The following is an 812-nucleotide window of genomic DNA, read 5'->3' on the forward strand; positions in this document are numbered from 1 at the left end:
TCCTCCGACATCAAATCAATCGACATCGCATGGTTAAACTCAACCGCCTTCTCGCTGTTGATGCTGTGAACCGTCACGCCCAACCTTTCTAATAACTGGCGACGCAATGGTGCATCCGATTTGAGCGGGCCATCTTCATCGAGAACCAGATTCAGTTCGTGAGCGAGAATTTTGTTGAACTGTTGCAGGCTTGGCATCAACGCGTAGTTAAAAACGGCGTAATAAGAAAAGACTTGGCTAGCGAGAAGCAAGGAGATGAACAGTAGAATAGATTGTGTCAGTGAACTTCGGATTCGCATGGAAATTTCCTGATGATCCTAATTGCGAAAACCTCGACCACCAAATAAGAAGAAAATTTGATGGCCGAAGTTTTAAAAACCGATTGCCGGTTAAGGGAGTAAGAATTACGACTCTTTGCCGTCTGGGACAAATACGTAACCTAAACCCCATACGGTCTGGATGTAGCGAGGTTTGCTCGGATCGTCTTCCAGCATGCGGCGTAGACGAGAAATTTGTACGTCGATAGAACGCTCCATCGCCGAGTATTCACGACCACGCGCCATGTTCATCAGCTTATCACGCGACATTGGCTCACGCGCGTTGGTTACCAGTGATTTCAACACCGCAAATTCACCCGATGTTAATGGCATCGCCTCATCACCACGGAACATTTCACGCGTGCCGAGATTTAAACGAAACTCGCCAAACTCGACCACTTTTTCTTCCGTACTTGGCGCGCCCGGTAGCTCAACCGTTTGGCGACGTAAAACCGCTTTAATACGAGCGAGTAGTTCACGCGGGTTGAACGGTTT

At 48.2% G+C, this 812-nt stretch carries 1 protein-coding gene and 1 pseudogene; both read right to left on the reverse strand.

Annotated features, from left to right (window positions below; all coding sequences use genetic code 11):
- Nucleotides 1-299: pseudogene (envZ, locus tag R7Q09_RS24935) on the reverse strand (two-component system sensor histidine kinase EnvZ); the annotation flags it as partial.
- 105 nt (nt 300-404) lie between these two features.
- A partial coding sequence (locus tag R7Q09_RS24940; protein ID WP_031843166.1) for a winged helix-turn-helix domain-containing protein occupies nt 405-812 on the reverse strand: 408 nt, incomplete at its 5' end.

The sequence above is a fragment of the Vibrio sp. 2130-1 genome (assembly GCF_033339515.1).